At 31.7% G+C, this 24,319-nt stretch carries 26 protein-coding genes; 15 read left to right on the top strand and 11 right to left on the bottom strand.

Annotated features, from left to right (window positions below; translation table 11 throughout):
• The first annotated feature begins 18 nt into the window (after window positions 1-18).
• The 3 genes from psb27 (at window position 19) to HA149_RS02655 (ending at window position 2,874) form a co-directional block, all read left to right on the top strand.
• On the top strand, window positions 19-456 hold the full coding sequence (psb27, locus tag HA149_RS02665) for a photosystem II protein Psb27 (RefSeq protein WP_209112772.1): 438 nt from the start codon (window positions 19-21) through the stop codon (window positions 454-456).
• Between the two features lie 81 nt (window positions 457-537).
• Window positions 538-1,848 carry an adenylosuccinate synthase gene (locus HA149_RS02660; protein WP_209112770.1) on the top strand — a complete coding sequence of 437 codons (1,311 nt, stop codon included), beginning with the start codon at window positions 538-540 and terminating at the stop codon, window positions 1,846-1,848.
• 15 nt (window positions 1,849-1,863) lie between these two features.
• Window positions 1,864-2,874 carry an adenosine kinase gene (locus HA149_RS02655; RefSeq protein ID WP_209112768.1) on the top strand — a complete coding sequence of 337 codons (1,011 nt, stop codon included), beginning with the start codon at window positions 1,864-1,866 and terminating at the stop codon, window positions 2,872-2,874.
• Here the strand turns inward: HA149_RS02655 and cutA are convergent, their stop codons facing one another.
• Together cutA and cobK are read right to left on the bottom strand one after the other, a co-directional pair.
• Window positions 2,875-3,180, bottom strand: coding sequence for a divalent-cation tolerance protein CutA (cutA, locus tag HA149_RS02650; protein ID WP_209112766.1), 306 nt, complete (start codon window positions 3,178-3,180; stop codon window positions 2,875-2,877).
• A gap of 13 nt (window positions 3,181-3,193) precedes the next feature.
• Window positions 3,194-3,994, bottom strand: a complete 801-nt coding sequence (gene cobK / locus HA149_RS02645) for a precorrin-6A reductase (RefSeq protein ID WP_209112764.1) — start codon at window positions 3,992-3,994, stop codon at window positions 3,194-3,196.
• Window positions 3,995-4,022: 28 nt separating this feature from the next.
• On the opposite strand from cobK, the gene HA149_RS02640 reads away from it, so the two are divergent.
• On the top strand, window positions 4,023-4,448 hold the full coding sequence (locus tag HA149_RS02640; protein ID WP_209112762.1) for a single-stranded DNA-binding protein: 426 nt from the start codon (window positions 4,023-4,025) through the stop codon (window positions 4,446-4,448).
• A gap of 1 nt (window position 4,449) precedes the next feature.
• On the opposite strand, the gene HA149_RS02635 is transcribed toward HA149_RS02640, so the two are convergent.
• Window positions 4,450-4,632 (bottom strand): hypothetical protein, encoded by a 183-nt coding sequence (locus HA149_RS02635; RefSeq protein ID WP_075440528.1) that lies wholly within the window; start codon window positions 4,630-4,632, stop codon window positions 4,450-4,452.
• 40 nt (window positions 4,633-4,672) lie between these two features.
• Here HA149_RS02635 and HA149_RS02630 point away from each other — a divergent pair, with 40 nt between their 5' ends.
• From HA149_RS02630 to HA149_RS02620, 3 genes are all read left to right on the top strand, one after another.
• Window positions 4,673-5,203 carry a DUF2854 domain-containing protein gene (locus HA149_RS02630; protein ID WP_209112760.1) on the top strand — a complete coding sequence of 177 codons (531 nt, stop codon included), beginning with the start codon at window positions 4,673-4,675 and terminating at the stop codon, window positions 5,201-5,203.
• A 64-nt stretch (window positions 5,204-5,267) separates the two neighbouring features.
• The gene (gene argB / locus HA149_RS02625) at window positions 5,268-6,119 is read left to right on the top strand and encodes an acetylglutamate kinase (protein WP_209112758.1); all 852 of its coding nucleotides are present in this window, start codon (window positions 5,268-5,270) and stop codon (window positions 6,117-6,119) included.
• Window positions 6,120-6,122: 3 nt separating this feature from the next.
• The gene (locus HA149_RS02620) at window positions 6,123-7,232 is read left to right on the top strand and encodes a DUF3153 domain-containing protein (RefSeq protein ID WP_209112756.1); all 1,110 of its coding nucleotides are present in this window, start codon (window positions 6,123-6,125) and stop codon (window positions 7,230-7,232) included.
• Here HA149_RS02620 and priA read toward each other — a convergent pair whose 3' ends face one another.
• Window positions 7,233-9,509 carry a replication restart helicase PriA gene (gene priA / locus HA149_RS02615; RefSeq protein ID WP_209112753.1) on the bottom strand — a complete coding sequence of 759 codons (2,277 nt, stop codon included), beginning with the start codon at window positions 9,507-9,509 and terminating at the stop codon, window positions 7,233-7,235. It lies immediately after the preceding gene.
• Window positions 9,510-9,832: 323 nt separating this feature from the next.
• Between priA and rpoD the strand changes: the two genes are divergently transcribed.
• Together rpoD and hemC are read left to right on the top strand one after the other, a co-directional pair.
• On the top strand, window positions 9,833-11,014 hold the full coding sequence (gene rpoD, locus HA149_RS02610) for an RNA polymerase sigma factor RpoD (RefSeq protein WP_209112750.1): 1,182 nt from the start codon (window positions 9,833-9,835) through the stop codon (window positions 11,012-11,014).
• Between the two features lie 96 nt (window positions 11,015-11,110).
• The gene (gene hemC, locus HA149_RS02605) at window positions 11,111-12,067 is read left to right on the top strand and encodes a hydroxymethylbilane synthase (RefSeq protein ID WP_209112748.1); all 957 of its coding nucleotides are present in this window, start codon (window positions 11,111-11,113) and stop codon (window positions 12,065-12,067) included.
• Here hemC and HA149_RS02600 read toward each other — a convergent pair whose 3' ends face one another.
• Together HA149_RS02600 and HA149_RS02595 are read right to left on the bottom strand one after the other, a co-directional pair.
• Window positions 12,068-12,655, bottom strand: coding sequence for an inorganic diphosphatase (locus tag HA149_RS02600; protein ID WP_209112746.1), 588 nt, complete (start codon window positions 12,653-12,655; stop codon window positions 12,068-12,070).
• Between the two features lie 65 nt (window positions 12,656-12,720).
• A complete protein-coding gene (locus HA149_RS02595; protein WP_209112744.1) occupies window positions 12,721-14,220 on the bottom strand; it encodes a carboxypeptidase M32 in 1,500 nt (499 codons plus the stop codon).
• Window positions 14,221-14,328: 108 nt separating this feature from the next.
• Between HA149_RS02595 and HA149_RS02590 the strand changes: the two genes are divergently transcribed.
• From HA149_RS02590 to HA149_RS02575, 4 genes are read left to right on the top strand one after another with little or no spacing between them, the layout of a single operon-like run.
• Entirely contained in the window at window positions 14,329-14,808 is a 480-nt protein-coding gene (locus tag HA149_RS02590) for a secondary thiamine-phosphate synthase enzyme YjbQ (protein WP_209112742.1), read from the top strand.
• Window positions 14,809-14,827: 19 nt separating this feature from the next.
• On the top strand, window positions 14,828-15,118 hold the full coding sequence (locus HA149_RS02585) for a 4a-hydroxytetrahydrobiopterin dehydratase (protein WP_209112741.1): 291 nt from the start codon (window positions 14,828-14,830) through the stop codon (window positions 15,116-15,118).
• A gap of 42 nt (window positions 15,119-15,160) precedes the next feature.
• The gene (locus HA149_RS02580) at window positions 15,161-16,249 is read left to right on the top strand and encodes a CobW family GTP-binding protein (RefSeq protein ID WP_209112739.1); all 1,089 of its coding nucleotides are present in this window, start codon (window positions 15,161-15,163) and stop codon (window positions 16,247-16,249) included.
• Between the two features lie 28 nt (window positions 16,250-16,277).
• Window positions 16,278-17,816: an ABC transporter permease gene (locus tag HA149_RS02575; protein ID WP_209112737.1), complete on the top strand. Its 1,539-nt coding sequence runs from the start codon at window positions 16,278-16,280 to the stop codon at window positions 17,814-17,816.
• On the opposite strand, the gene HA149_RS02570 is transcribed toward HA149_RS02575, so the two are convergent.
• Genes HA149_RS02570 through HA149_RS02555 form a run of 4 tightly spaced genes read right to left on the bottom strand, consistent with a single transcriptional unit; the run spans window position 17,813 to window position 20,968 of the window.
• Window positions 17,813-18,769: a lysylphosphatidylglycerol synthase domain-containing protein gene (locus HA149_RS02570; protein WP_209112735.1), complete on the bottom strand. Its 957-nt coding sequence runs from the start codon at window positions 18,767-18,769 to the stop codon at window positions 17,813-17,815. The genes HA149_RS02575 and HA149_RS02570 overlap by 4 nt on opposite strands.
• Complete coding sequence (gene larC / locus HA149_RS02565; RefSeq protein ID WP_209112733.1) at window positions 18,766-19,992, bottom strand: nickel pincer cofactor biosynthesis protein LarC; 1,227 nt, start codon at window positions 19,990-19,992, stop codon at window positions 18,766-18,768. The genes HA149_RS02570 and larC overlap by 4 nt, the downstream gene beginning before the upstream one ends.
• A 60-nt stretch (window positions 19,993-20,052) precedes the next feature.
• A complete protein-coding gene (locus tag HA149_RS02560; RefSeq protein WP_209112730.1) occupies window positions 20,053-20,643 on the bottom strand; it encodes a hypothetical protein in 591 nt (196 codons plus the stop codon).
• Between the two features lie 31 nt (window positions 20,644-20,674).
• Window positions 20,675-20,968 (bottom strand): hypothetical protein, encoded by a 294-nt coding sequence (locus tag HA149_RS02555; RefSeq protein ID WP_209112728.1) that lies wholly within the window; start codon window positions 20,966-20,968, stop codon window positions 20,675-20,677.
• A gap of 71 nt (window positions 20,969-21,039) precedes the next feature.
• Here HA149_RS02555 and xth point away from each other — a divergent pair, with 71 nt between their 5' ends.
• Together xth and hemL are read left to right on the top strand one after the other, a co-directional pair.
• Window positions 21,040-21,885 carry an exodeoxyribonuclease III gene (gene xth, locus HA149_RS02550; protein ID WP_209112726.1) on the top strand — a complete coding sequence of 282 codons (846 nt, stop codon included), beginning with the start codon at window positions 21,040-21,042 and terminating at the stop codon, window positions 21,883-21,885.
• A gap of 226 nt (window positions 21,886-22,111) precedes the next feature.
• Window positions 22,112-23,413, top strand: a complete 1,302-nt coding sequence (gene hemL / locus HA149_RS02545) for a glutamate-1-semialdehyde 2,1-aminomutase (RefSeq protein ID WP_209112724.1) — start codon at window positions 22,112-22,114, stop codon at window positions 23,411-23,413.
• Window positions 23,414-23,484: 71 nt separating this feature from the next.
• Here the strand turns inward: hemL and HA149_RS02540 are convergent, their stop codons facing one another.
• Window positions 23,485-24,288: a prohibitin family protein gene (locus HA149_RS02540; RefSeq protein ID WP_209112722.1), complete on the bottom strand. Its 804-nt coding sequence runs from the start codon at window positions 24,286-24,288 to the stop codon at window positions 23,485-23,487.
• Window positions 24,289-24,319: the final 31 nt, after the last annotated feature.

The following is a 24,319-nucleotide window of genomic DNA, read 5'->3' as shown; positions in this document are numbered from 1 at the left end:
TTTTTTGGGAGCTAAGTTATGTTACTGAAATGGACATCAAAATTATTTTTAAAAAATCTTACTAAAACTATATCTTTTTCAATATCCTTAATTGTTGTTTTTACACTATTTAGTTCTCCTTCCATAGCTGCAAAAACCTCTATGACAGGTGACTATACAAAAGATACAATTTCAGTCGTTAAAGTATTACAAACAGCAGTTGATACTCCAAAAGATTCACCAAATAAAGATGAAGTAAGAAGTGAGGCTCTTACACTTATAACTGACTATATCTCCAGATACAGGAATAGAGGGATGGTCAATAAAACTCAATCATTTACCACCATGCAAACAGCATTAAATGCTATGGCAGGTCATTACAAAAACTTTGCAACTAGACCTTTACCAGATAAACTTAAGGAGCGTTTAACGAAAGAATTTTCTCTTGCTGAAAAAATGGTCCTAAGAGAAAGTTGATACAATTCATTTACTTTTTAATAGTAAATCAAGATTTTTGAATATATTAAATATTCGCACAAAAATAATGCTCTTCTAAAATTGGCCAATGTTGTTGTAATCGGAGCCCAATGGGGTGACGAAGGAAAAGGTAAAATAACGGATTTACTTAGTCGTTCGGCAGATGTTGTCGTACGCTACCAAGGGGGAGTAAATGCAGGACATACCATAGTAGTAGATGATAAAGTCTTAAAATTACATTTAATTCCCTCAGGGATACTTTATAAAAATACTTCTTGTCTAATTGGTTCTGGAACTGTTGTAGATCCAAAAATCTTGTTGAAAGAAATTGACATGTTAATTGATAATGGAATTGATATCTCAGGATTAAAAATTTCATCAACATCACATGTAACAATGCCCTACCACCGAATACTAGATGAAGCCATGGAGGCTGATAGAGGTTTAAACAAAATAGGGACTACAGGTCGTGGGATTGGCCCAACTTATGCGGATAAATCACAAAGAAATGGTATTAGAATAAGAGATTTGCTCAATAAGGAAAGGCTAAGTGACGTGATCGAAATTCCATTAAAGGAAAAAAACGGTCTATTAGAAAAAATCTATGGAATTAAACCACTTAAATTAGAAGACATTGTTGAAGAGTATCTTGACTATGGGAAAAGATTATCAAAGCATGTAGTTGATTGCACGAGGACTATACATGCAGCCTCAAAAAACAAGAAGAATATTCTATTCGAAGGTGCTCAAGGTACTCTACTTGACTTAGATCATGGTACTTATCCTTTTGTTACCTCATCAAACCCTATATCAGGAGGGGCATGTATTGGGGCTGGAGTTGGTCCCACATTAATTGATAGAGTCATAGGTGTCGCTAAAGCTTATACAACAAGAGTAGGTGAAGGGCCATTCCCAACGGAACTACAAGGGAGTATTAATGACCAACTCTGTGATAGAGGCAGTGAATTTGGAACCACTACTGGAAGAAGGAGAAGATGTGGTTGGTTTGATGGAGTTATTGGTAAATATGCTGTATCTGTAAATGGTCTCGATTGTTTAGCCGTTACGAAACTAGATGTGTTAGATGAATTAGATGAAATTCAAGTTTGCATTGCATATGATCTCGATGGAGAGGAAATAGACTACTTTCCTACAAATTCAGATGACTTAAAAAAATGTAAGCCAATCTTCAAAAAGTTAAAAGGTTGGCGATGTTCAACTGCAGATTGCAGAAAACTATCTGATCTCCCAGAGAATGCTATGAATTATCTCAGATTTTTAGCTGAATTAATGGAGGTTCCAATTGCTATTGTCTCGTTGGGGGCGAATAGAGATCAAACGATAGTAATTGAAGACCCAATTCATGGTCCTAAAAGAGCACTTCTAAGGTAATTTAGTTTCAAATAAATGAAGGGATCCTTTAGACATTTTGAACATAATAAAAAGTTTGATCTCATTGGTCTGGGCAACGCAATAGTAGATATTATTGTAAATATTGAAGATAAGTTTCTTGAGATAAATAATCTGGATAAAGGATCAATGAATCTCATAAATTCTAATGAATCTCAGAGATTGTTAGAAAATTGCAAAGTGATCAAACAAATATCAGGGGGATCCTCAGCAAATACAGTTGTTTGCTTAGCAGAATTAGGTAATCATGTTCAGTTTATTGGAAGGGTGAAAAATGATCAATTTGGGAATTTTTTTTCTGACGATATTAAAAAAAGTAAAACTATATTCAATACTCCACCAACTATTGAAGGTGCTTCAACAGCTCATTCAATCATTTTGGTTACACCGGATGCACAAAGAACTATGTGCACTTATCTAGGAGCATCTATAGAGTTTGAACCGAAAGACATAGATTTTAGTGTACTCAAAGAAAGTAAATACTTGTATTTAGAAGGGTATTTATGGGACAGCGAATTAGCCAAAAATGCTTTTCTTAAAGCAGCTCAAATTGCAAAACAATCTAATACAAAAATAATTCTTTCATTGTCTGATTCATTTTGTGTAGATAGACACCGAGACAGTTTCTTGGAATTAATTGATAATTATGTAGATATAGTTTTTTGTAATGAATCCGAGGTGTTGAGTCTATTTAAAAAGGATAAATTAGCAAATTGTCAAGGAGACCTGTCTTCCTTATGCGAATTAGTCGTAGTAACTTTAGGTAGCAATGGTTCTCTCATAATTAACAAAAATGATATCGAAGTAATTAAGTCAATTACAAAAGGCAAGATTATTGATACAACCGGGGCGGGAGATATTTATGCAGGAGGATTTATTCATGGATTAATAAAAAATTATCCCCTAAAAAAATGCGGAAAGATAGGTTCAATTTGTGCCGGGCAAATAATTACACAATTAGGATCTAGATCTAATATCGATCTTAGAAAGTTAATAATAGAAATTTAATCAAATAGTCTTGTTGATCCAATCATAATATTTCATCTCAGAATAGTATTTTTTGTAAATAATTTGTGGGACATCATATGTAGAAATTTTATTTAAGAACTCAATTAAATAATCTTTAAATTCTGGTTTACTTTTTATTGTAATTTCAAACTCTTTAGTTTCCTCAATATCATCATCCCACTTATAAATTGAAAAAATTTGCTTTATTGAAACACAAGCTGCAAGTTTATTTTGTATTAGTAATTTAGCCATTCGCAAAGCATTTGCTCTACTTGATTCAGTTGTGATCATAACTAATAGTTCCATAATGAATTAAACATCAATATTTTTTTTTAATTATGTGATTTATCAAATTATGGTATTGATTAAAAGAGTAAGAATAATCATTTTTAACTTTCGGCCTTTTAACCAAAAACAACTTCATTTTACTTCCAGAAACTATACTCTCCCAGTTTTTCTGAGAATAACTTCCAGATTCTCTGCATAGAACATAATCTATCTCCCAAAAATCACAAAGTTTTTTTTCTAAAATGATTTCATTATTTTTACTCGGTTCAAGTATCGCTATATTTGAATTTTTAATACATGATCCAAAAGCTTTAGTTATGCTCTCATAAGTTGGAAGTACCCTTGTAAATACATTTGCTTTACAATTCATATAATATTTAGCTGTATCGTTAAGAAATCGTGATCCTATTGCCAGAAGAATATTCTTATTTTCTAGATCAACGTTATTTATATCCTCTAAATCATCAATATAAAAAAAATTATTATTGTTATTTATTAGAGATTTCCTCTCAAATAGTAATAGAGGTATATTAATCTCCTTACATGCATTATTAAGATTTTTAGAAATTATCACGGCAAACGGATGAGTGGCATCGACAACGCATTTGATTTGATTTTTTTTTATGAAATTAATTATTTCATCTTTATTATTTAATTTACCCGTAATGATATGTAACTTTGGATTTTCAATATAAGCTTGCCCTGCTTTATAAGTTAAAACACTTGCAAAAACTGAGTAATTAAGTTGAAGAAGCTTATTAGCTATTACAGGTCCATCCGAAGTTCCTGATAGGATCCAAACATTTTCGTGGCATTTTTCTTGATTCTGCATCAGTATGTCTTTAATTAAATAGTAAGTAATGAATCATTGTTTAATTCAGGCGGTAATTAATAGCGCTCCCCAAATGAGGTATACCAAAGAAAACCAAACTCCAATTGCAGAAATGATTGTTAATTTTAAAGGATTACGTAGTGAAGATCCAACCAGAGATCTCAAAATCATAGGATGGGGCAATATTGCCCAAGAAATGGTAGATCAACTAAAGGAGGGGCAAAATATTGTTATTGAGGGACGTTTAAAGATGAATTCTGTCACTAGAAAAGACGGAACAAAAGAAAAGCAACCAGAACTAACAGCTTCAAAGATTCATCAAATATCGCCAGTTGACTTTATGAAGTCTGATAAAAAAGAAAATAATGAGTCATTTGAAAATAAAGAAAGCAACAAAAAATCTAGTTGGGATAGTTCACCCTTAGTACCCGAAGTAGACGAAATACCTTTTTAAATCAAATATCAACATTATTTTCTTGAACACTTATAATTAGTTTGCTTATTTTTCTTTCAAGCGCGGCAAGTTCGCTTCTAATTTCTGGCCATTTACCCTTATCAAGATTTTCTAAAAGCCATGCTCTATCTTGATCAAGTTTAAAAATTAAATCTCCTTGATTTGCAGTATTAGGATCTTGCATAATACTTATTAGCACATTTAACTCATTCTACTAAATTAAAATGAAGAAATATTTATCGCCTGGAAACTTAATCGTAACCGCTGGGGGTATATTAGCTTTTGTTGGAATGACTGCTTATTTTACAGACTCAGTAAATTTAAGTGTACCTACCTTTTTTTATGGAGTACCTATTTTTCTTATTGGATTAGGTTTAAAGACTTCCGAAATACCTCCTGTAGAGTTGTGTGACAAGATAAATTTTGCGACAAATAAATTTAACAGACCAAAAGAATTAACAGCACTAGTTAAAGATGTTACAAGATGGAGGTATGGGATAAAAGCTCATCTTGAATCGTCATTAGAATCTTTAAATTTGTGGGACGAGGATAATCCCCCTCAACTAAAAGAAATAGAAGAAATTACAAAAGAAGAAAAAAATGGTCTCAGAATGCGTTTCGAATTAAACGCTGTCCCTCTAGAGAAATGGATTGAAAAACAAGAAAGATTAAACAGGTTTTTTGTCAAAGGTCTTGAATCAGAATTTATTATCGACGATAATAAAAAAGAATTTGATTTTATTCTCTTTTATTGAATATAGGGATATATTTGTAAAAACCTAATTCCCCAATTCAATCAAGTTTTAATGATTTTTAATAATGAATGATTCTCAAAGAGTATCAATATTAAGCGAAGCACTTCCATATATACAAAGTTTCTCAGGTAGAAAAATTGTTATCAAGTATGGTGGTTCTGTTATGGAGGATGATAATTTAAAAAATGCTTTTTTTAGAGACGTAGCACTTTTATCAACCGTGGGGGTTTGTCCGATAGTAATTCATGGAGGTGGACCCGAGATTAATAATTGGTTAAAGAAATTAGAAATATCTCCTAAATTCGAAAATGGATTAAGAATTACTGATCAAAAAACAATGGAAATTGTCGAGATGGTCCTAATGGGTAGAGTTAACAAACAAATTGTAAAAGGCATTAATAAAACTGGATCCTTAGCTGTGGGAATATCAGGTCTTGATAGCAACTTAATTCAATCTAGAGAACTAGGAGATGGGAGCCATGGGTTAGTGGGAGAGGTTACAAAAATCAATCCTGAAATATTAGATCCTCTTATTTCTAAAGGATATATCCCTATTATTTCTAGTATTGGATCAACCTTAGAGGGTATCTCCCATAATATTAATGCTGATTTTGTTGCTGGAGAAATTGCTGCTGCAATAAATGCAGAAAAACTTATTCTTCTTACTGATACTCAAGGGATTTTAAAAGAAAAAGATAACAAAAAAAGTCTTGTTGAAAAAACGAATCTCAAAGAGGCAAGAGATTTTATTGATAAAAAAATTGTGACTGAAGGTATGATTCCAAAGACAGAATGCTGCATAAGAGCTCTAGCACAAGGAGTAAAAGCAGCTCATATAATTGATGGAAGAATAGAACATTCATTACTTCTTGAGATTTTTACAAATTCTGGAATAGGTACAATGATAGTCGCCTAAGCTATGAAAACTTATGAGCAAGTTTTAGAAAAAGTAGAACTTGCTTTAGCTAAAGGTGAGTATCATTACTGTATTGAATTTCTTTTGCCTTTAATCGAATTATTTCCTTTGTCATGTAAAGAGGGAGTGAATTTAAGAACAATCTTAATTACTGCTCTTTGTGGAATCAATAAAAAGGAGGAGGCTAAAAGTTTTTGTAAAGAACTTCTAAAATCTTACGATAATAAGACGAGAGAAAATGCAAAATATTTGATGGAAGTTATAGACTCTCCTGAAATTAAAAAGCCAGAAAATTGGAACGTACAGTTTGAAAGCGCTCCATCACTAAATAGAAAATCTCTTAACTCACTGCGTAAAAAAAGAGAAGTATTGGAGAAAAAGAAATTTATTAATGTAACTGAGACTCCAACTGGTGAAACAAAACCCTTTCAGAAAGGCTTTTCACTGATCATTCTTTTAATACTATTATTATTAATTCCACTTTTAAGTGGCTGCGTTAAAGTTGAGGATACCCTTGATCTTAGTGAACTTGATTCAATAACCAATAATTTAGTAATAGAAAGTAAATACATCAAGAAATTTCCTTGGCAATTAAAATTTGAAGAGAAGATTAAAGATATTTTTCCTGACGCAGAAATTGAACAAGACGAATCAACCTTTTCTTTGATACATAAAAATCTCAATCTAGAAGATACAAAGCGAGTTCTTAAAATTACCCAAAATAAAGCTGGAGAGTTAGCGGGAGGGTCAACAAATATTGAAATTAATACTTCTCAAAAAAACTTCATTTTTTTTAAAAAATACTTTTACAAGTTAGATTTGGACCTAAATTCTATTCAAGGTATTGATAATTTAGAACTCATTTTCAAAATTATTCACCCTAATCGAGCTACCCTTATTGATAAAAATAATTCAAATTTAGAAATCACAAAAAATCTAATAATTTGGAATTTAAATCAAGGGCAGATAAATAGTCTTGAATTTTCTTTCTGGAGCCTCAACAAACTTTTGATTGGGATATCTACTATTTTAATAATTATGTTATTGGCTTATTTATTAAGATTCTATAGATTCAAATTAGGTACAGATTTACCCCAACTTCCATCAAAGTAATTACAACTCTGCTGGATTAACATCAATTGTTAAAAAAACATTTTTTGGAATAAGTTTCCATATTATTGATCTATCAGGTAAAGGTATCTTTGTTCCTTCAGGACCATGAATTAATATCTGCCATCTAAATTTTTTGCCGACTTTAGCAATTAAACTAGGAGCAGGACCAATTAATTTCCAGTTCTTTTTCTCACAAAAATTGAGTAGATATTTTGCTAATTTTATTGCAATTGACTCAGTTAATTCATAATTTTCACCTGATAATTTAAGAAGGCAAATCGTGCAAAATGGAAATAAATTAGCATCTTTTCTCAATCTCGAGTTTTCACTTAAGAATCTTTCATAATCTCTTTTCTGAAGATACGAAATTACTGGATGGTTAGGTTTATACGTTTGAAAAATTACTTTTCCTTTTTTTTGAGCCCTGCCTGCCCTGCCAGCTAATTGCAAAAACAATTGTAATGATTTTTCTTCTGCCGAAATATCTGGGCGATGAAGCAACCCATCTGCTGCAATAACTACTGAAAGAGTAATATTGGGGATATCAATCCCTTTTGCCAACATTTGAGTTCCCACAAGAATATCAGCATCACCTTTAGAAAACTTTGAAAGAATATCTCTATGACCATTCTTCACTGAGGTTGTATCTCTATCAAAGCGCAGTACTCTTAAGTCAGGAAATTCTTCATTTAAAAACTCTATTACCCTTTGTGTACCTATTCCAAAAGGTTTAAAGGCAGTTGAATGACAATCTGGGCAACGATTGATCAATCTCGATTTATGATCACACCAATGACAACTTAACCATTTTTTTCCTTGTGAACCGAGATGCACTGATAAAGGAACGTCACAGTTAGGGCAATTTATTAAATATCCGCAATTTCTACAACTTAAAAACCCACTATGCCCCCTCCTAGGGATCAAAATTATTGCCTGCTCTTTTTTTAAGCGTAGTTGAGGAAGCAATTGTAATAATTCATTGGAAAAAATTTTCATATTTCCCTTCTTGAACTCATCCCGCATATCAATAATGCTTATTTCAGGGATCTCATGACTGGATATCCTTTGAATCATTCTTACCAATTTAAAATTTTTTTCAAAAACACACTTTTTCCAAGTCTTCATTGATGGGGTTGCACTCCCAAAAATTAACTTTGCAGAATTCCTTTTTACTATTTCAATAGCGATCTCTCTTGCGTCATAACAAGGCATAGGACTATCTTGTTTATAAGAATTATCATGTTCTTCATCCATTATTATTAATCCAAGATTTTTAATTGGAAGAAAAACTGCGGACCTTGTTCCTATTACTATTAAAGGTTCATTAGCATTAATAATTGTCTTCCAAACTACAGTTCTATGATTGGGAGAACAGTTACTATGATATTCGTAAACGACATTATTAAATCGCCGACTAAACCTATCAATAAGTTGAGGAATTAATCCAATTTCTGGGGCTAGTATCAAACAACTTTTTTTCTTAAGAAATTGATCTTCAGCAATTCTCATATAAACTTCTGTTTTACCTGAACCTGTTTCTCCCCATAGAAGTAAAGCATCTCCTGGTTTCATTGTTTGAAATTCTTGAAATGCAATTTTTTGCTCATTTGTAAGATTTGGTTTTTTCGTTGGACTATGATCATTTAAAAAGGAATTTAATTTAGTATTTAAATTTTTTTTTCTTTTAGATTTAAGGAGGTAATTTTTACTGACCATTGAGTTAATTAGGGTGTAATTAAAACCAGACTTTATTAATTCACTTTGCCAATTACCTTTTTCAGGCAAAGTATTCATTAAAAAAAATTCTTTTTGAGTTAATCCATTTTTCTTAATATCAAATTCTTTTTTAGTTTCAATCCATATTTGATCTTTTAAACCTTTAGAAAAATGTTTATATTTACCAATCCAGCCAGGAGGAAATGCCGTTTTAAACATTTTCAAATTACTAACCATATAAAAAGAGGCTAGGGACTCTATACATTCTCTCCAAGAGTCATCAATTATTTTTTTCTGCAAAATACTTTCAACAAACAAATATCTTATGCTTTTTACTCCATCAATATTTGATTCATCTTTATTAATTTTCGAAAAGTTTTTTTTGGAGATCACCAACCCATTCAATAATCTCCCTCTTAGTCTCACACTTACAATATCCCCAACATCTGCTCCAAGATTGTATCCATCTAAATAGTAAAAGCTTTCATTACTACTACCTATATCAAGCAAAATTTCCAATTTGTGGGAAATATTTAATAACTGATTACTTGCCGGCTTCAAAACTTTTTCTTAGTATTGGATTGTTGAACATTCCACAAAGTGTTTTTTGCACATTGTAAGTATCCTGCTCTTAAGGGAGACATGAAGCTTTGATCATTGACTGAAAATTCAAAAAATGATCTGCCTGTCTGAGAAATCCCAAGGCTTTTTACTTTAGGTAATCTATAACACTATTTAAATTTTTCAACAGTTTAAAAAACTTTTTTATTCAAATTCCTTAAAAAGTTCTTTTACAAATTAACGGGGAAATTTACTACTAAATGTACAAATTAGCCCTAAATAAAATTTTATCTAGTTAAATTCACCGTAGAAAGGAGTAAATCATGTGTCCAGTAGCAGCTGAATCAAAGAATTCCAACCCCAGCTCAAAAAAAAAGATCAATAAAAAAATTAATACAAACTTAGGAACAGTAGTTGAAGAGGATAGTAATAAAAATGTTCAAAGTTTAGAGACATCTTCTAAATTAAACGAAAGCAGTATTGAAAATACTAATGAATTTAATGATTCTGAAGAAGAAGATAAAGGGCTTGGGAATATTAAGCTTGGCCCAAAAGGTATCTACACTGAAGATTCAATTAGAGTTTATCTCCAAGAAATTGGAAGAATCAGACTTTTAAGACCAGATGAAGAAATTGAACTTGCCAGAAAAATTGCTGACTTACTTCAATTAGAAGAACTGGCAACTCAATATGAATCAGAGAAAGGACATTTCCCATCAGTTAGAGAATGGGCTGAGTTAATAGATATGCCTCTTGCCAAATTTCGAAGAAGACTTCTTTTAGGTAGGAGAGCTAAAGAAAAAATGGTTCAATCAAATTTAAGATTGGTTGTTTCCATTGCTAAAAAATATATGAATAGAGGTTTATCATTTCAAGACTTAATCCAAGAAGGAAGTTTGGGCCTTATTAGGGCAGCGGAAAAATTTGACCATGAGAAAGGTTACAAGTTCTCCACATACGCAACTTGGTGGATTCGCCAAGCCATTACAAGAGCAATTGCAGATCAAAGTAGAACTATTAGACTGCCAGTTCACTTATACGAGACAATATCAAGAATTAAAAAAACTACAAAAGTTCTTAGCCAAGAATTTGGCAGGAAACCTAGTGAAGAAGAAATCGCTGAGAGTATGGAAATGACAATTGAAAAATTAAGATTTATAGCTAAAAGTGCGCAGCTTCCTATTTCTTTAGAAACTCCAATAGGAAAAGAAGAAGACTCAAGACTCGGAGACTTTATAGAGGCTGATATAGAAAATCCAGAACAAGATGTTTCTAAAACTTTATTAAGAGAAGATTTGGAAGGAGTATTGGCCACTCTAAGTCCAAGGGAAAGAGATGTTCTCAGATTGAGATATGGAATTGATGATGGAAGAATGAAAACTCTTGAAGAAATTGGCCAAATTTTTGATGTGACGAGAGAAAGAATTAGACAAATAGAAGCAAAAGCTCTTAGAAAACTTAGACATCCAAATCGAAATGGGGTTTTAAAAGAATATATAAAATAAAAAAAGTTAAGTATAATTTTCAGCTTTAGAAACTTGCTAAAGAATAGCTTAAAATAGATTCGACTTTATTTTAATTTAAACTCAAAATAATATTTAATGACTAATTTTAAGCTGAAAATAGCTAGTAGAAGAAGCAAACTAGCAATGGTTCAAACTTTATGGGTTAAAGATCAACTAGAGAGGAATATTCCCAATTTAGAGGTATCTATAGAAGCCATGGCAACTCAAGGTGACAAAATCCTAGATGTAGCGTTAGCAAAAATAGGCGACAAAGGCTTATTCACAAAAGAACTTGAAGCACAAATGCTCGTAGGCCATGCAGATATAGCAGTACATTCACTGAAAGATTTACCCACCAATTTGCCTAATGGCCTGAAATTAGGATGCATTACAAAAAGGGAAGATCCTGCAGATGCTTTAGTAGTAAGCAAAAAAAATGACAGTTATAAATTAGAAACCTTACCTAAAGGTTCGATTGTAGGAACAAGCTCTCTAAGGAGACTTGCACAATTAAGAAATAAGTACCCACATCTTGTTTTCAAAGATATCAGGGGAAATGTTATTACAAGAATAGAAAAATTAGATGCCGGAGAATTTGATTGTATAATTCTTGCGGCCGCTGGTTTAAAAAGATTAGGCTTTGAATCAAGAATTCACCAGATTATTCCAAGTGAAATTTCCCTTCATGCCGTTGGCCAAGGAGCTCTAGGCATTGAATGTAAATCTGACGATAACAAAATTTTAGAAATCATAAATGTCTTAGAAGATAAACCCACTAGTCAAAGATGTCTTGCAGAAAGAGCTTTTTTAAGAGAACTTGAGGGTGGATGCCAAGTTCCAATAGGAGTTAATAGTAATATTGATAATGGACTACTTTACCTTACTGGTATGGTAGCCTCTCTTGATGGAGAAAGGTTAATAAAAGATCAAGTTATTGGCAATATTAATGCCCCTGAACTAGTAGGCATAGAACTAGCAAAAAAATTAAAGCTCCAAGGTGCCGACAAAATACTCAATGAAATATTTGAGGAATTTAGAGAAAACAAAAATTAGTTAATTTACTAATTTAGGATCAATTTCTTTTTTGTATCTCTCTTCACAATCTTTAATCACTTTAACAGCTTCCTCTATCCCAAAAAAACCATTAACAGTACATGTTCCAGGTTTTTTTAGATCTTTGTAGTGCTCCCAATAATACTTTGTTTCTTTTAACCAATGCTCTCCAAGGTCTTCATAACTAGAGATATGATCCATTCTTTTATCATCTGCGAGAACCGCTATTACCTTATCATCGACCTCTCCACCGTCATCAAATTTCATCACCCCAATAATCCTTGCCTCCACAATAGATCCAGGTATCAATGGCTCAGTTACACTAACAATTTCGACATCAAGTGGATCTCCATCTTCATCCCATGTCCTTGGTATACATCCATAAGCAAAAGGATAAGCAAGTGAAGAATAACCTACCCTATCAAGTTTAAGGTGACCCGTTTCTGTAATTAATTCATATTTATTTATGGTGTTAGAGTTCAATTCAACAATAGTGTTAATTATTGTATTCGAGCTGTCAGTGAAAGCATTTAGTATATGCAATAAATTTGGTATAACCCTACTTGGGGGTTGATTAAGGTTTGCCATCAAGAAATAATTTTTATTTATCCTACATCCTCACGCTAAACCAAATTCTGTAAAGTAATGTTTCATCAAAAATCATTTATTTTAGACCTTAAATGACTAATAAAATACTTTGGTGATAGTTCTTTGTCAGTTACCGTTCTTATCAATTCCATAGAATTAACTGATCTGCCATATTTATGAACATTATTTCGTAACCAAAAGATGATTTTATGATATTCACCATTTTGGATTAAATCATCTATCAAACCAATATCTCTCTCCATTTGAGAAGATATTTGCGCGCTTATAAGATGACCTAGCAAATATGAAGGGAAATATCCAAATGCACCTTCACTCCAATGAACATCTTGAAGACAACCTTCTGAATCATTAGATGGCTTTATTCCTAAAAGTTCACCATATCTTTTATTCCATTCCTCTGGAATATCCTTAGCAGGTAAGCCCCTCTCAATTAAATCTATTTCAAGTTCGGTTCTAATTAGAATGTGTAATCCATAGGTCAATTCATCTGCCTCAACCCTATTTAATCCTGCTTCCAAATGATTAATAGATTTCCAGAGTTCAAAATAATTATTTAATGTACATCCAGCTGAAACAAATTTTTTAAAAAATCTTTTCGAAAAAGATTTGGATTTAACTATTCTATTTTCCCAAAATAATGATTGACTTTCATGTATACCCATAGAAGTTGCTTGACCTAAAGGCCAAGCAAACCATTGATGACTTTGTGATGGCAGACCTTGCTCATAAATCGAATGTCCCCATTCATGTGCAGTTGCTAAAAAACTTGATAATGGTTCACCTTCAACAATTCTTGACGTAATCCTATAATCATTAGGCCCTAATGTAATCGAAAAAGGGTGGGGAGATTTACCAACAACAACTAGATCTTTATCTCTCCCAAACTCATCAAGTAATTTAGAACATAAATTATGTTGAGATTCTGGACTTAAATCCCAGTGAAATTTCTTAGATCTATTAATTCCTCTAATCAACTCTGGGAGAGTGTCTTTCAAAGGCTGAAACATTTTATTCAACCACTTTAAAGTTAATTCAGGCTCAAAGGGTTGGGCTAGAGTTTCCCATGGTGAATATTGATCTGATATTTGTTTTGCCTCTTCAATTCGTAATTTGACTAGTTCTTCAAAGAATGGGAGAAAAACTTTAAAATCTGATTTTTTCTTAGCTTCTTGCCAACTTTCATATCCTTCAGATTTTGCCTTTGCTAAAGCCTCAACTAACTTAGGATCTAAATTTTTCGCTTTATTAAATTCCTTTATTAAAAGATTAATGTTTCTTTTTTTAGCTTTAATAAAGGCTTGATCATCAGAATTTTCATTATCTAATAATTCATTTTTAGCAGATTGTATTAAATTAGATAATTCTTCAGAAGAATTTCTTCTATGCAAGATTTTTGCAATATAGGTAAGTTGTTCAGATCTCCAAGAAGCTCCTTTCTTTGGCATCGTGGTATTCTGATCCCAATAAAGTGTATTTTGGATTGAACCTAATATTTGAGTTTCTTTAAGATAAGCTCCTAGCTTATTCCATTGAATTTCAGCCAAAAATTTATATATAAATTAAATTCATTTTAAGATAAAAATTTTGATGTTTGAATAAAACGTACATTGTTTATCCATAATAGAATATTAATTAATTTAGTTTTAACTTATATGGAACAAATATTTTCAAAATTAGAATTTATTACTCATGGTGAGGGTTTTATTGACATAACAAATGAATTAAATTTATTTATAGAAAAAAATAATTTTGATTCAGGAATTTTAAATTTAACTTCACTTCATACCAGTTGCAGCTTAACTATTAATGAGAATGCTGATCCAAACGTTCTAAAAGACTTAAAAAAATATATGCAATCCATAGTCCCATATAATTCCTACTTAACATTATCAAAAAATAGAGAAGAAATTTCTTATAAACATTATCAAGAAGGAGCTGACGATATGCCTGCACATATAAAAACATCCTTAACCAATACTTGTTTATCTCTAAGTTTTCAGGATGGCAATATTATGCTTGGTACATGGCAAGCAATATATTTATGGGAACATAGATTTGATCAAAAAAAAAGGATATTAAATGTACATATAATTGGTGAGAAAAGACAAAATATTTATAATGTAATTAATTAAAACTAATACCAAACATCTAATGGAACCTTACCTATTGCAAGATGAAGAATTGAAGGAATTAGTTGTCAAAATACCCGGCTGGGAAATTAACGATGGACAAATTCAAAAAGAATTTAAATTTTCAAATTTTATTGAAGCCTTCTCATTTATGACTAAAATCGCTTTAATCTGCGAAAAATATAACCATCATCCTGCCTGGGAAAACGTTTATTCAAAAGTAATAATTAGGTTAAGTACACATGATTTGGGTGGCTTAACAAATCTCGATCAAACATTAGCTTTAGAAATAAATAAAGTTTTCGATCAATAAAATTAAAAATTTAAATTTATTAATTAAAAAAAATTCGTCAAAATGTCTAAAAAGTTATTACCTGTTACGATTATTAGTGGATTTTTAGGTTCTGGCAAAACTACACTTTTAAATCATATTTTAAAAAATCAAGTTGGTCTTAAAACAGCTGTTTTGGTTAATGAATTTGGAGAGATAGGAATAGATAATGACTTAATAATAGAAGGCTCAGAAGATATGATCGAATTAAATAATGGCTGTATATGTTGCTCAATTAATGGTGAATTATTAAATACTGTATCCAAAGTTTTAGAAAGATCTGAAAAAATAGACTATTTGATTGTTGAGACTACTGGGCTAGCAGATCCGCTACCAGTAGCCATGACTTTTGCAGCTGGAGATCTTCGAGAAAAAGTAAGATTAGATTCAATTATCACTGTTATTGATGGAGAAAATTTTGATTTTGAAATTAATAATACGAGTGTCGCCTATGCTCAGATTTTATACGGAGACATCCTTCTCCTAAATAAATGTGATTTAGTCAACGAAGAACAATTAAAGAAAGTCGAAAAATTTATAAATAATATAAAAAAAGAACCAAGAATATTGAGATCAACAAATAGTGAAGTTGGATTACAAACAATAATGAGTGTAGGTCTATTTGAAACAGATACTTTTAAATACGATAAGGATAAAGAAGATGTAAAAGACAATTTACACGATCACTCTTCTCATTCACACGATCACTCTTCTCATTCACACGATCACTCTTCTCATTCACACAATCACTCTTCACATTCACACGATCACTCTTCACATTCACACGATCACTCTTCTCATTCACACGATTTGGTCAATAATATAGAAGGGTTTACATCAGTTTCTTATGAGACATTTGAACCATTTTCCTTGAGGAAGTTTCAATATTTCTTAGATAATCAAATCTCACAAAATGTATTTAGGGCGAAAGGAATATTATGGTTTATGGAAAGTGAAAGGAAACATATTTTTCACCTATCTGGAAAACGATTTTCTCTAGATGATGAAGAATGGACAAAAGAAAAATCTAACAAGATAGTATTAATAGGGAAAAACTTAGATCATCAAACTATTAAGAATCAACTTTCATCGTGTAGATTTAGTACAGATTAGAGTAAACATTTTAGGGTTTAATTAATTTTTGAAAATACTTATTAAAGGATTCAAAAAAGCAGTAACCGAATTAAAACTTTTTTATTTTACTTCGTTTATTTTTGCACTCTTAGTAATCATTCCAATTTCCAATTTTCTTCTTGAAGGAGTCCAATATGTTTTAAGTGGGAATTTTTCATTAGGTATTGCTGGAGGAGAAGAGGTATTAGAAACTTTAAAAGTTTTAGTTCTCACTAGTTTGTTTGGGGGAGGATTAGGCACTTTGAATGGATGGTTACTTTCAAATTGTGATTTTAAGTTCAGAAAAGTTCTCCGAATTTGCCAGCTAATTCCACTAGCCGCCCCAGCATACTTAATTACAGCTATTTTGCAGGATTTAGGAAGTATTTTTGGGTATCAAGTAACAGGATTATGGTGGGGAGTATTAATACTTTCAATTTCTACTTATCCATATGTATTCATTCTTGCCAACGAAAGTTTTAATAAATTTGGAGTTAACCAAATCAACGCTAGTAGAGGATTAGGAGTTGGGCCATGGTGGAGCTTCTTTAAAATCGCTTTCCCAATGGCGTTACCAGCACTAATAACAGGAATAAGTTTAATGTGTATGGAAATAATGAATGAGTTAGGTACATTTGCATTATTAAATATTCCAAGTATTTCTACAGGTATAGCCGAAAATTGGATAATTGAGGGAAACCCAAAAAGTGCTATTGGACTATCTTTGGTAGCCTTAATAATAATTTTCACTTTAATTATTTTTGAAAAATTTTCGAGAAGAAAATCAAAGAGGTGGAGTGAAAATCCTGCATCAAAAGATTCTCAAGGGTGGGAATTAAAAAGAACTAGAGCTCTTTTAGCAATAACCATATCTTTATTTCCTCCAATTTTCTCTTTTGGAATTCCATGTTTATGGGTTCTGCTCAATATCGATCAAATTGAAAAAGGGTTATCTGCAGAATTATTTACTCTATCATTCAGGACAATTAGTCTAGGATTTTTTACTGCATTAATAACGATGCTATTCTCCTTAATAATTTCATTAGCCAGACGCCCAAATAAAAGCTTTTTGCTAGGACTAATAACAAACATTGCTGGAATAGGTTACGCAATTCCAGGCACTGTATTAGCTTTATCTTTAATAAGCATTGCTTCTTCAAAATTTAATTTCATTGCAATTTGCTTACTTATTTGGGGTTATCTTGTCAGATTTCTAACTATTTCTAAGGGTTCTATTGATTCAAGCCTTGAGAGAATCTCTCCTAGTCTTGATGAAGCAGCACTTGGATTAGGAGAGGATTGGCTGGGAATCATCAAAAGAATTCATCTCCCTCTTCTACAGGGTCCAATATTCGTAGGCTCACTTTTAGTCTTTGTAGACACGATAAAAGAATTACCCATAACCTTTATTTTAAGACCATTCGATTTTGATACATTATCCGTGAGAATATATCAATATGCTGGAGATGAAAGAATGGTAGAGGCAATATTACCAGCCATTCTTATCATGACTTTAGGCCTTATTGCATCAATTACATTGATACCAAGTTTGGAGAAAAAAAACTAAATTCTTTTAGAAAGTTTTCTTATTAAAAAAGGGAAGCTTAACAACAAATCTGCCGAGGTTGATATAATCCTAAAATAAATTAAGGTAATGAGAATTATATTTTGAGGAATACTTTTGCCAACCAAAAATAGGAGGCAAGCTTCAAAAACTCCAACTCCTCCTGGAGCTGTTGGGACTACTAAGCCTAAAGACCATGATAAAGAAAAGATAACTAATAAAAATATGCTGTTCAGAGTGTTACTTGTATAAAAAGTATTTAAGCAAATATAAAAACCAAAAAATTTAGATAAAACAAAACCAATTTCAAGTAATAAAGCTCGAGTAGGGAAAAAAGAAATTATATTTATTCTCTCTTCAAATTGGTCCTTTGAATTTGGAAGTCTCAAAACCTTAAATAATTTGCCCTTAAGAGACCCTATTCTTTTTAATACAAGATAAATTAATTTCCTATTTAAGAATACTAAAGGAAAAATTAAAAAAAAATAAAGTGGTGAATAAATCAATCCCATTGTTGCCAAGAGAAAAGATGCACTCAACATAAAATAAGGTTCTATAAGTGTCGAATACAAAGCAATCTGGGGATTACTTATTTTTTTTATAAAATTAAATCTTTCAACAAAATGCCAAACCCCTCCTGGAACGTATTTAAGAATATTGGTTAAAACATAAAAAGAGACTAGGTTATTACTTTTAAATTCTTTCCCGAACCATTTAACTATATATTTCCATGCACAAGCGTTAAGATAGACACTTAAAACACAACATAAAAATGATAAAAAGAAATCAATTCCATTTTTTTCTAAATTGATAACAAAAGAAATTTGATCAATATTATAAAAAAAATAAATGCAAAAATATAAAAGGCTTAAAATAAAAAAAATACTCTTCAAACCACCAAAATTAATTTTTTTAAGAAATTTCCAATATGTTTGATTACTTTTATTAAATCTCATTTCCAGTTTTCAAATGCTTTAAAGTTCTTACTTGACTCTTTTATTATTTTTCTTATTTCGTAAGTTGATATTTTATGCTTTAATTTCAATCTCAAAACCTCATCATTTTCTGGTTTCAAGGTTATAGATCCATCTGGTTTCAAAGTTTGTTTAACTTTTATATTTCCAAAAGTAGTTGAACATTCTCCTCTGCGTCTAAGTAATATCCACCTAGATTGGGTCCTTTCACGAACCCCAATAGTGTTGGAATAATCAAACCATAATCGCCTAAAAAATTCTTTTTTCTCTATGGGCAAGATTGCTTGAATAGAAAAACCAATTCTATTTTTTTTCATATTGATAGCTTGATAAGAAACGTCGTAAGCTCCCTCAATTCTTAGTTTTTCTACAAAATTAGATATATCTTCGGGTGTTTGGTCATCAATCCATGCTTCTTGAACAGATATATCTTCACACTTTGGATTAATCTGTTCATTAAAAGAAGAAACCTCAAATGAAGTAACTTTATAAACTCTTACCAAATTAGGGAATGGAAATTTTAGGTTACCAATTCCTACTCCATAAGAGTTAATAGAATATTTTGATGGGACTTCTAGAGAGTCGACTAAATTAGCAATCAAAGCAATGCCAGTAGGTGTTGAGAGTTCGCCCTCTATTGAGTCACGGTTTGATAAAACCTTAATATTTTTTTGTCTTACTAGCTCTATTACAGCAGGAGGTGGTACAGATAATTTTCCATGTTCAGTCTGAACAAAACCTTTCCCCAACATTGGTTCATTACAATAAACCTTCTTTGGATTTAAATACTTTAATGCAGCACATACTCCAATGATATCCACCAATGAATCTATAGCTCCAATTTCATGAAAATGAACATCCTCAGACTTGATACCATGTACTTTTCCTTCGGCAATTGCTAAAGATTCAAAAACTTCATAAATTAATTTTTTTAATTTATCCTCTAAGTGGCCATTTAAAATAAGTTCTTTAATACTTCTCCAATTTCTTTTGATAGTACTACCATCAATATTCTCAACCTTTGCCTTGACACCTCTTATTGAACAACTTTTTGATTCTTTAAACTCTAGTTGATATAGATCCTTTAATCCAAGATCAATAAGTGGTTGTTCAATGACTTTTTTAGGCACCCCTAAATCATAAAAAGCTCCTAACAACATATCTCCAGAGATACCAGGAGAACATTCAATTAAAACATCTTCCATAAATCAAAGATTTCTTATTTGGTAAAATTGCGGTGGAATCAACCTTTCATTCTAGTTATTTTAAGAAAGATTTTTTTCAATCACTTCGTACTTTATTAATTCCAAAGAATTTCCATTTCTGTTGATATCTAAACTTACAAAACTATGAAGAAGTTCAAGAGAAAGCTCTCCTTTTATAACCAATTTAAAATTTTTGTTTTTTAAATTTTTTGACTTTATAGCTGAGCAAACTTTAATAACAATTTCTTTCTTTTTAGTGTTAACAAAAACTAATTCTCCTCTAACAGAAAAATAATTGTCTTTTAGATCTAATTCTTCTAATAATTTAGAGAAGTTAGTGTTTGAAGAATCATTTGGGAAATCATTCAATTGATAAGGATCCCAGATGCCTGCAACCTGTAAATGTAAGTTTTCAGTATTTTTATTCTTTGGATAAACAATCCAATAATAATTTTTCTTTAAATCAATATGCTTTTTTAAAAGTGATAATGCTTTACCTAGTACTACTGTTTCAATTTTTTCGCCTTTATTATCAATTAAAAAGCCCCTATTTAATTGTTCAATACCATGGGGAGTAAATTTACCATTAATAATTCCGATTGCTCTGTGCTGCAATTGGTTAGTAACTTTTGGGATAGGGTTTTTTAACATATTAAAAATTTGAAAATAACAATTTATCGTATTAAATTTCTTGTTTTCCCTCCAGACTATTAAAAGACTTTAACGCATCATCAATAGCATCAGAAGGATTAGTCGCATCATTCATACTATTTTGTCTTCGAATCATTTCCACAAGTTCAAAAGGATTGGTCGGAATAACTGAACTATCATCTTCTGTTTTAGTTGAGGTATCAATTTCTAATTCTTTAAATAAATATTCAGCATTTAGGTAATTACCTTTTAAGGAATTTAACAAAATAAAAAAAATTACAAAAGTTATTGGTTTAGGAAGGCTTTTGCAAAAATAATTTTTCATTTTATTTAATTTCAAAATTCTTTAACACCAAAATTCTTTGCTAACTTAATTTTACATATTTTAGTAGAAATTTGTTAATAGCAACTTGGAATGTTAACTCTATAAGAACCAGACTTTCACAAATAATAGATTGGATTAATCAGGTTAATCCAGATATTCTGTGTTTGCAGGAAACAAAAGTGATGGATAATAGTTTCCCTGTTGAACCTTTTGAAAAATTAGGATACTCCGTAGAGGTCTACGGACAAAAGTCATACAATGGTGTGGCTATTGTCTCTAAAATAAAGCCAGAAAATGTTAAAAAAGGATTCTATGGTTGTACCGAATCTAATCAAAATATCGAAATTTTCCTAGATCAAAAAAGATTAATTTCTGCAGATATTAATGGTATTAAAATCATAAATGTCTATGTGCCAAACGGATCTTCTTTAGAATCTAGTAAGTTCGAATACAAAATTAATTGGTTAAATTGTTTAGCTTCATTTCTGGATGAGCAAGAACAAAAAGGAGAATTAATTTGTCTAATGGGTGATTTTAATGTTGCTCCATCTAACTTGGATATTCATGATCCAATGAAATATGAAGGCGGAATAATGGCATCTGAGATAGAGAGAAATGCACTAAATAATGTTCTGAAAAAAAGATTAATAGATTCTTTCAGGATTTTTGAACAAAATACTGGCCATTGGAGTTGGTGGGATTACCGTAATAATGCATTTGAATTAAATAAAGGTTGGAGAATAGACCACATTTATATCAGCAAAGAACTGTCATCAAAACTTAAAAGTTCTGTTATAGACAGCTCACCTAGAGGAAATTTGCGTCCAAGTGATCATGCCCCAGTAATGATAGATCTTAACTTAAACGAAATAAATGAAAATTTTTTTGAGGATGAGGATAATTTCTTCGAAATATAAATAAAATAAATTAAATTTCTTTAGTGCCTGAAAACGCTTATAAATAAAGAGTTATCCAAAATAGAATTGTTTTTTATCATTATTTCTTTAAAATTAATAATTTACAATCCAAACTATCGCAATAAAAATATCATAATGTAGAATTTCAATCTAATTGACAAAATTTTTACTTATTTCTAATTTAGAACATGACAAAATTTTTCTCAAAACATCATTTATCTAAATTGTGACTGACATATTAAAATACACCAAATCAGAAGAGATTTTCTCCGCCGCCCAACAACTAATGCCAGGAGGAGTAAGCTCTCCAGTAAGAGCTTTTAAGTCAGTAGGAGGCCAGCCAATAGTTTTTGATAGAGTCAAAGGTCCTTTTGCTTGGGATATTGATGGAAATAGATATATTGACTATATAGGAAGTTGGGGGCCAGCTATATGTGGACATGCCCACCCTGAAGTTACAACAGCATTACAGGAAGCAATTGAGAAAGGCACGAGCTTTGGTGCTCCATGCGTTCTAGAGAATAAACTTGCTGAAATGGTAATTGATGCAGTCCCATCTGTAGAAATGGTTAGATTCGTTAATAGTGGAACTGAAGCATGCATGGCTGTTTTGAGACTTATGCGAGCATTTACTGGAAGAGATAAAGTTATTAAATTTGACGGTTGCTATCACGGTCATGCAGATATGTTTTTAGTGAAAGCAGGATCAGGTGTGGCTACTCTAGGTTTGCCAGATTCTCCAGGTGTTCCACGGACGACAACTGCCAACACACTTACTGCTCCCTACAATGACCTTGAAGCAGTAAAAAAATTATTTTCTGAAAACCCTGATGCCATTTCGGGAGTTATTCTTGAGCCTATCGTTGGCAATGCTGGATTTATTACTCCAGAACCTGGTTTCTTGGAAGGATTAAGAGAATTAACAACTGAGAATGGATCCCTATTAGTTTTTGACGAAGTAATGACTGGATTCAGAATAAGTTATGGAGGCGCACAAGAAAAGTTTGGAGTAACTCCTGATTTAACCACCCTTGGGAAAGTAATTGGTGGAGGCCTACCTGTTGGAGCCTATGGAGGCAAGAAAGAAATAATGTCCATGGTAGCTCCTTCAGGACCTGTTTACCAAGCGGGCACTTTGAGCGGTAATCCACTCGCAATGACTGCTGGAATAAAAACTCTTGAACTGCTCAAACAAGATGGTACATACGATAAACTTGATGCAACAACTTCTAGATTAATTGAAGGGATAATTCAGTCTGCAGAAAATAACGGTATAGCTATTAATGGTGGAAGTGTAAGCGCTATGTTTGGATTTTTCTTATGTGATGGGCCAGTAAGGAACTTTGATGAAGCCAAAACAAATGATGCCGAACTTTTTGGTAAGTTGCATAGAGAAATGCTTCGACGAGGAATTTATTTAGCCCCAAGTCCTTTTGAAGCCGGTTTCACATCGCTAGCTCACAACGAAGAAGAAATTGATAAAACTATCGAGGCTTTTGACGAATCTTTTAATGCAATAAAGAAATAATCATTTACTGTTAATTTCCTTAAAGAAAAATTAGTAAATGATTAAACTTTTAGAAATATTAATTTAAATAATTATCTTCTACCGCCAACTATTACTGGGGGGCCACTTCCTTCAGAGCCCGGCAGGCCAGGTACAACTTGTGTACTACCATCCCATTTGTCGAGAAATAATTTGAAAAGGACCTGATCGTCGAGACTTCTATTTAATGTCTCATATCTAAGTGCTTCTTGTTCAGCAATTTCAACTTCTGTTTTTGCTCTTAGTAATTGCTGACCGGCTATTTGCTTTTGTTCGATCGCAGCTCTATATTCTTCAGCAATCTCTAATCCAGTAAGATCTAAACTTTTAACATCTACATAATCAAATGAGTTAAGTTCTTGTGCAACAGTGTCACCTACTTTTTCAGAAATTACTGCGAATTCAGTAGCAATTGTTTCTAGCTCATATTGAGAAAAGACTGATTTTAAAGCTTTTAGCAAAGATGGCTGAACAATTTTTTGATAAACATCACTATTTCTACTTGCAATCGTTGCGAAGATCCTTCCTGCTTCGTTAGGTTTTACTGAATACTTAACAGTAGCTGTAGCCCTAATCACTTGCAGATCTTTAGTTAAAGTTTCAAATTTTTCGGGTTGAACTTGGGTTTTTATATCGAATGGATATACAGACTGAACAAATGGAATTTTAAAGTTTAAACCAGCTCTCCTAGAGGGGCCACTGACTTTCCCTAGTGTTGTAATAACTGCAACTTGTCCAGAAGGAACAACAAAGAGAGATTGGGTGAGCAAAAGAAAACCAGTAAAAGACAAAACAATCAATAATGTTGCTGTTCCACCAGGACCTGTTGGCGTGACATTTTTAAAGGATGTAGACATTAAATTTTTTCTTTTAATTAATCATATTTAA

It is taken from the genome of Prochlorococcus marinus XMU1406 (assembly GCF_017696055.1).
GTDB classification, from domain to species: domain Bacteria; phylum Cyanobacteriota; class Cyanobacteriia; order PCC-6307; family Cyanobiaceae; genus Prochlorococcus_A; species Prochlorococcus_A marinus_W.
This window is presented reverse-complemented; position numbering and strand designations above follow the sequence as displayed.